Genomic DNA, 6,132 nt, shown 5'->3' on the forward strand with positions numbered 1-6,132 from the left:
CACGGTATTGGTAACAGGCGTCGCGCTACGCGTCTCAGGATAGTGACGTGGGTTTGCGGCAACTTTGGGCCGGAATCGCCCTGTTGCGCCACATTCGCAGGGTGATGCGCCGCTCAAACGGCTGGACGCGTCGACCGTGAATCCGTAGTAATCCGCGCCTGACGCGGGGCGCCACCGTCTAGGGGACGAGTCTATTGTCGAAGAATTCTCTGTTGGGCCGGCTGTGGAACTGGGCCTTCGGGCATGATCGTTCCATCGGCTTCGGGCTTGAAACGCTCGGCCACATCACGCTGAAGCATCCGCGGGTCATCACCGCCTTCGTGTTGCTGATGACCGTGTTCTGCGTCGTGCAGGTGCCGCGCGCCAGCGTCGACGGCGACATGTTGCGCGTCTTCGCGCATTCCGGCCAAGAATACGACAACTACGAACACCTCGCCAATACCTTCGGCACGTTCGAAAACGACATCTACCTGCTGGTCAATTCACCGAGTCTCACCAACCCCGAGACCATCGAGACAATCCGCGCCATGGCGCTCGATATCTCGAACAGCGAATACATCACCGGCACCATGTCGGCGTTCACGCTCCGCGTTCCGGCCCCTGATGGCACGACCCTCCCCGCCGTTCCTGAGGGCATGCAGACATCGGAGGAAGTCAGCAAGGCGCTGACCGACCTCTACAACAACGACCCGATGATGAAGAACCTGATCAACCCGGACCTGTCCGGCGTGGTCATCATCGTGTTCCCCAATCCCGAAATGACCAAGGGCGGCGGCACCCGCGCCATGATCGACGACCTGCGCTCGCTGGTCGCCGACTACGAGTCGGACCAGGTCCAGGTCGAGCTCACCGGTCCGCCGATCTGGACCAGCGAGATGCTCAACGCCGCGGTCGACGACCAGATCACCTTCACGGTCTACGGCTTCGCGCTCGGCGCGCTGATCGCCCTGTTCTCGCTCCGCTCCTTCTGGGGCGCCGTGCTGGTCGCCGCCACGCCGTTCGTCGCCGTGATCTGGGTGATGGGCACGATCATTGCGCTGTTCGGCTCGTTCTCCTTCCTCACCATCATCGTCACCACGATCGTCCTGGTGATCGCCTTCGCGGAGAGCCTGTTCTTCATCTTCAACTGGCTCGCCTACTGGCGAGAAGGCATGGATCCCTACAAGGCTGTCGATGAGACGGTGCGTGTCGTCGGCCCCGCCAGCGGGCTCACCATGCTGACGACGCTGGTGTCCTTCCTGTCGCTGTCGCTGACCGCTGGCCAGGGCATCCAGGAATTCTCCTGGGCCGGTTCGCTCGCCTCGGTGATCAACTTCATCTGCCTGATGACGTTCCTGCCGCTGATCCTGAAGCTCGCCATCCGGCTCGGCTTCAAGGCGCCCAAGCCGAGCTACGCCATTACCGCGCCGATCCCGCTGGCCTGGTTCGTCGCTTCGAAGCTTGGCCGCCCACTCGCCGCCATCGCCATCGTCCTCACCGGCCTGCTGCTGATCCCCTATGCACTGATCCAGCCGCGGTTCTCGTTCGAGGACTTCATGGCCAAGAACTCGACTGCCCTGACCGCGGCCGAGCAGATCGACCAGGGTGTCGGCGGCGTCGCGCCGCTCTATGTCAACGTGCCGCTGGACGAAGGCATCGCCGATGTCGGCGACAAGGACTTCGAGAAGGTCAAGAAGGTCCACCAGATCGTCGAGAAGCACCTCGGCGTCAACAAGGTGATCTCGGCCGCCGCCTTCACGCACTATGCCGAGTCCGGCTTTACCCGCGAGCAGATCTTCAACGCCGTTGGCGACCTGCGCGGCCGCTTCGTGACACCCGACGGCACCCGCGCCCTCGTCACCGGGTTCATGCCGACGATCATCTCGTCCGAAGAGCTGGTCCGGCTCAAGGAAGGCATCGAGGCCGACATCAAGGCAGCCGGCATCGAAGGCGCCGAGGTCGGCGGCTTCCGGGTGATGACCACCTATGCCACCGATAACATCGTACGCGGCCTGCAGCTCGACCTGACGCTGTCGGTGATCGTCAACCTGTTCCTGATCGGCTGGGCCTTCCGCTCGCTGCGGGTCGCCGTCGCCGCCGCCATCCCCAACCTCTTCCCGGTGCTCGGCACCGAGGCTTGGCTCTACTTCAGTGGTTCGGGGCTGCAGCTCACCACTGTGCTGGCGCTGACTATCGCCTTCGGTATCGCCGTCGACGACACCACACACTTCCTGTCGCACTATCTGCATTCGCGGCGCGAAGAAGGACGCTCGCACCTCGATGCTATTCATCACACCATGGAGCGTATCGGCGGCGCGATTATTGCCGCCACGCTGATCCTCTGCTCCGGCATGGCCATCGTCATGTTCTCGGCGCTGCCGCAAGTCGCCTTGTTTGGCACCCTGTTTGTGATAACTCTCGGCTTTGCATTGATCGGCGATGTGTTCATCCTGCCGGCTCTGCTGGTCGCCGGGGGGCGATTCTTTCATCCGCTTGGAGGCGTTAAGAAATGAAGCTCTTCGGACCCCTGCCGCGCATTGTCGCGCTCGCTGGTCTGCTGGCCGTCACCCCCATGGCCGCCGCGCCCGTAATGGCCGCACCGGCCGATGTGGCGCTGCTGAAGTCCTATGTCGGCAGCTGGAAAGGCCGCGGCACCCTGGTGGGCGCCGAGAGCGAGTCCGTGGTGTGCCGCCTGACGCTCAGCGAAGGCAACTCCGAGAAGGTCAACTATTCGGGCCGTTGCACGCTGGCCGGCACCAGCCTCGCGGTCAACGGCACCCTCGCCTATAGCGACCAGAACCGGCGCTATGAGGCGGCGATGACCTCGAACGTTACCTTCTCCGGCCTCGCCGTTGGCAAGAAGTCGGGTGACAGCATCGTGTTCAACCTCAAGGAGCGCAACAAGGACGAGGCCGGCAACGACCTCACCGTTACGGCTGCGATCGTCCTCAAGGGCTCGGGCAAGTCGATCGGTGTCGATTTCCAGGTGGTGTTCAACGCCACTGGCGAGATGCTGAAAGCCTCTGTGCCGTTCAGCAAGTGAGCCCTGGCTCAACACTAAGCGTTTCGACGGACGGCCCATGGCCGTCCGTTTGCATTTTGGTGAACAGATGAGGGACGATGCTAAGTTCCCGCTTTCGCCGATGTTAACGAGATCATGCGAGAAAATCCGGGACAGAATCCGTTCCGGAAGCCCTGCCTCATGGCCCGCCCGGCCCCCAAATCGCTGACGCGGCGCGCGGCGCTGTTCGTCGTCGCCATTTGCGCGGCGATCGTCGTGCTGGAAGGCTGGCGCGAGTGGGTGGCCTATGACGCCGCCGTGCAGAAGGCCGAGCTCGAGACGCAGAACCTCGCCCGCTCGATGCGCCAGCACGCCGAGGATACCTACGAAATCGCCGATCAGGCGGTCTCCCTCGTCAGCTACCAGATCGAGACCGCCGGCATCGCACCCGAGGCGCTGCAGCAGACCGAAGCCTTCATGCTGCGCACCATGCAGAGCGCTCAGCGGCTGCGCGGCATCTATGTCTACGATGCCGACGGCAACTGGATGGTCACTACCGCCGAGAACATGCCGCCGGGCGGCAACCAGGCCGCCTACAGCTACTTCCGCAATCACATGAACTCGCCGAGCGACGCCCCGTCCTTCGGCGCGCCGATTCGCGCCGCCGGCGACGACGCGATGGTCACCACGGTCAGTCGTCGCTTCGACCGGTCGGATGGCAGTTTTGGCGGCGTGGTGGTCGCGGCGATCGATACCCGCTACTTCGCCGATGTCTATGACGGCATCGACGTGGGCGGGCTCGGCACCATCAGCCTTTACGACAGCAATGGCCTGCTGCTCAGCCGCAAACCCTATCATCCCGACCTCAGGGATGAAGACCTCGGCGAGGGCGAGCTGTTCGCCCGGCCCGACCTCGCCCAGGCCTCGGGCGCCTACCACTACGATTCCGCCGTTGACGGCCATCGTCGCATCGGTGGCTATGACCGTGGGGCGCGCTACCCCATCGTCTCGGTGGTCGCCGTCTCACATGCCGAGGCGCTGGCCAGCTGGGGCCGCGGCGCCCTGCAGCGCGGCGCCATCACCCTCGGCCTGACGCTCGCCGCGGCGCTGCTCGGCCTGCGGTTGGTCGATCAGATCCGCCGCCGGCAACGCAGCGAAACGGTGCTCGAGCATAAGGAAGCGGAGTTCCGGCTATTGGCTGAAAGCGCCAGCGACCTGGTCGAACGCTTCGACAGCGACGGCACGCGCACCTACATCTCCCCTGCCCTCGAGCGCCTGACCGGCCACCTGCCTCAGGAAATGCTGGGCAAGAACGCCTTCGAGGTGGTGAACCCGATGGACCGTCCGGCCGTCGAGGCAGCAGCCGAACGACTGCGCCAGGGCGCCACCGAGCAGGAGACGGTGTCGTTCCGCATGCAGCACAAGGATGGCCGTGAGATCTGGCTCGAAACCTCGCTGCGGATCGCCGCCGAACGTTCCGACCGGCTGTCGGTGGTCGGCGTCACCCGCGATGTTACCGAACGCAAGCGCCTCGAGCTGAAGCTCGAGAGCCTGGCCATGCGCGACGGCCTGACCGGCATCGCCAACCGCCGCGCCTTCGATGCTGCCCTGACCCGCGAAATCGCCCGCGCCCGCCGGCTCTCCACCCCGCTGTCGCTGCTGATGGTCGATGCCGACCGCTTCAAACGCTTCAATGACGATCACGGTCATCTCGCCGGCGACGCGTGCCTCAAGTCGATCGCCGCCGTCGTCGCCATCGCGGCGCGGCGCCCCACCGACCTCGCGGCCCGCTATGGCGGCGAGGAGCTCGTCCTGCTGCTGCCTGATACCGACACCGACGCCGCCCGCGCCATCGCCACCGACCTCTGCCGCCAGGTGCAGGCCCTCGCCATTCCGCACGCCCGGAACCTGCCCTGGCGCGTCGCGACCGTCAGCATCGGCGTCGCCTCGATCGATCCGCGCGACGAGGATGCCGTCCACGACGGCTCCTGGCTGATCAGCACCGCCGACCTCGCCCTCTATGACGCCAAAGGGCAGGGCCGAAACCAAAGTGTCGCCGCCCCCCGTAAGCTCCGCACCCCACGGCTGGTTGGTTGATCGTCGTCAAACCGGCACCACCTTCTGCTACGGAGCCCGCAGTTGGAGGCAACTGATAAACGATCGTCCCGGGGCATCCTTTGAGCAAAGCGAGGTCGTCGACCTCTACCCGTTTCGTCCGCCCTACCCCGAAGCGGTGTTCGAAAAGCTGCGCGAGGTGGCGCCCCGGCACAACGCGATGCTCGATATCGGCTGCGGTCCGGGCAAGGTGTCCCGTCCATTGACGCGGTCCTTCGCCGATGTGGTTGCCGTCGATCCCTCGCAGCACATGATCGCGCTCGGCAAGAGCCTCCCCGACGGCCGCGCGCCGAACCTTCACTGGGTGCGCGGCCTCGCTGAGGACGCGCCGCTCGACGGTTGGCGCTTCGACCTCACGGTCGCCGCTGCCAGCATCCACTGGATGGATCATGACCGGCTGTTCCCGCGGCTCTTGGCGCACGCGGCGCCCGGCCACGTGTTTGCGGCAGTCTCCGGTGACGATGCCTTCGAGCCACCTTGGGAGGCCGACTGGCAGCGCTTCCTTGGCAAATGGGTGATGGAAGTCACCGGCCGCCGGCTCGATCCGCGATGGCGTGATGCGATCGCCAGTGACTTTGGCGGCCACGTCGATGTGGGGGGCCGCGCGTTCTTCACTGCGCCGGTCAGCCAAAGCCTCGAGGATTTTATCAGGTGCCAGCACTCGCGCGACACCTGGGCCTATTCGAAGCTCGGCAATCGGACAGCGGCGTTTGACGCCGAACTGGCTGAGCTTCTCGGCCCATATGCCGTAGCGGGCCAGTTGAACTACACGGTGAGGACGCTGGTGACCTGGGGAAGCATCGTGCCGAGGTAGAGCATCTCGCGGACCGACAGGACTGCCAGCCGCGAAAACGCCGGTACTCCCCGCGGGATCGCCTTCCCCACCGGTGTCATCCCAGCGAAAGCTGGGACCCATTTCGCCTCCCGCGCAGGTGGATAGATGGGTCCCTGTGTGTCGAGCTTGTGGTTAGATGGGTGTCGGGAGGCAGACCGTTGGGTCCCAGGTCGAAGCGACCGTAAGCTGGCTCGGGTCGCCT

General features: G+C 65.0%; 4 protein-coding genes. All 4 read left to right on the forward strand.

From position 1 onward, the window contains the following. The first annotated feature begins 194 nt into the window (after positions 1-194). Complete coding sequence (locus ASC68_RS18510; protein WP_156387375.1) at positions 195-2,492, forward strand: MMPL family transporter; 2,298 nt, start codon at positions 195-197, stop codon at positions 2,490-2,492. Continuing rightward, a complete protein-coding gene (locus tag ASC68_RS18515; RefSeq protein WP_055882499.1) occupies positions 2,489-3,022 on the forward strand; it encodes a hypothetical protein in 534 nt (177 codons plus the stop codon). The genes ASC68_RS18510 and ASC68_RS18515 overlap by 4 nt, the downstream gene beginning before the upstream one ends. Before the next feature lie 159 nt (positions 3,023-3,181). Further along, positions 3,182-5,077 (forward strand): diguanylate cyclase, encoded by a 1,896-nt coding sequence (locus tag ASC68_RS18520; protein WP_055882502.1) that lies wholly within the window; start codon positions 3,182-3,184, stop codon positions 5,075-5,077. Then, on the forward strand, positions 5,031-5,909 hold the full coding sequence (locus tag ASC68_RS18525) for a class I SAM-dependent methyltransferase (RefSeq protein WP_248310562.1): 879 nt from the start codon (positions 5,031-5,033) through the stop codon (positions 5,907-5,909). The genes ASC68_RS18520 and ASC68_RS18525 overlap by 47 nt, the downstream gene beginning before the upstream one ends. Positions 5,910-6,132 lie beyond the last annotated feature (223 nt).

It is taken from the genome of Devosia sp. Root105, assembly GCF_001424865.1.
Taxonomy (GTDB): domain Bacteria; phylum Pseudomonadota; class Alphaproteobacteria; order Rhizobiales; family Devosiaceae; genus Devosia_A.

Excerpts from the sequence above, each read along its gene's own strand:
- ASC68_RS18520 (WP_055882502.1), top strand. The coding sequence starts at position 3,182 with ATGGCCCGCCCGGCCCCCAAATCGCTGACGCGGCGCGCGGCGCTGTTC.
- ASC68_RS18515 (WP_055882499.1), top strand. The coding sequence starts at position 2,489 with ATGAAGCTCTTCGGACCCCTGCCGCGCATTGTCGCGCTCGCTGGTCTG.